The 1,078-nt window shown below is 64.7% G+C and carries 1 protein-coding gene; it reads left to right on the forward strand.

All coding sequences use genetic code 11. The features are described 5' to 3' along the window. Nucleotides 1-119: 119 nt before the first annotated feature. Nucleotides 120-1,078, forward strand: a 959-nt coding sequence (locus tag GSQ76_RS02105; RefSeq protein ID WP_158742267.1) for an amidohydrolase family protein, incomplete at its 3' end; no start/stop codon positions are given.

Raw genomic sequence — 1,078 nt, forward strand, 5'->3', positions numbered from 1 at the left:
CCCCACGCCCAGTTTGAGGGGCAGGATCCTATTCCACCCGGCCTGCCGCCGAGCCTCGCTCGCAAGATGATGGTGGACAATCCGAGGGCAACCTATGCTCGTCTCATGGAGTTCGTGGCATGAATGTGCAAACCCGCCCGACCCCCGGCACCGCGGCCGCAGGCCGGCTTGGTATCGCCGACTGCGACATTCATCCGCAGCAACGCGGCCCGCGGGACTACGATCCCTGGCTGGCCCAGCGCTGGCGTGACCATGTGGCGGAATTTGGCATCATGCGGCGGCAGGGCATGGAGAAAGGACCGGCATACCCCAAAAGCCAGCCCCACGCCTCGCGCCGGGATGCATACCCGCCAGAAGGTGGCCGCCAGGGCAGCAGTCCGTCATTCCTGGGCACGCAGCATCTGGACGCCAATAACGTGGTGCTTGGGATCTTGAACCCACTCACCAGCGGACAGGGCGTGTCGAATCCCGATTTGAGTGCGGCACTGTGCCGGGCCGTCAACCACTGGCAGGAGGAAGTGTGGCTGGCAGCCGACAGCAGGCTGAAGGCCTCTATCGTGGTGCCTTACGAGTTTCCCGAGCTTGCGGTGGCGGAGATCGAGCACTGGGCCGGGCACAAGGACTACGTCCAGGTGCTGCTACTGTCGCGCACCGCGGACCCGCTGGGCAACCGGCGCTATCACCGCATCTACGAGGCAGCGGCGGCGGCCGGGCTGCCCGTGTCGGTCCATGCGTTCGGCTACGGTGGTTCGCCGATCAGTAGCACCGGCTGGCCCAGCCATTACATCGAGGAAATGACCGGCCATGCGCAAAGCTGCCAGGCTGGGCTGACCAGCATGATCGTGGAGGGGGTGTTCGAACGGGTTCCGGCCTTGCGCGTGATCATGGTGGAGGCCGGGTTCGCCTGGGCGCCCGCACTCGGGTGGCGGATGGATAAGAGCTGGAAGACGCTTCGTTCCGAAACACCGCATCTGACCCGGCTACCCAGCGATGTGCTGCGACACAACGTATGGTGGACTACGCAGCCGATGGAGGAGCCCGACCCGCGTGAGCATCTGTTGGACACTATTGAATGGAT

The sequence above is a fragment of the Acidisphaera sp. L21 genome (assembly GCF_009765685.1).
Taxonomy (GTDB): domain Bacteria; phylum Pseudomonadota; class Alphaproteobacteria; order Acetobacterales; family Acetobacteraceae; genus LMUY01.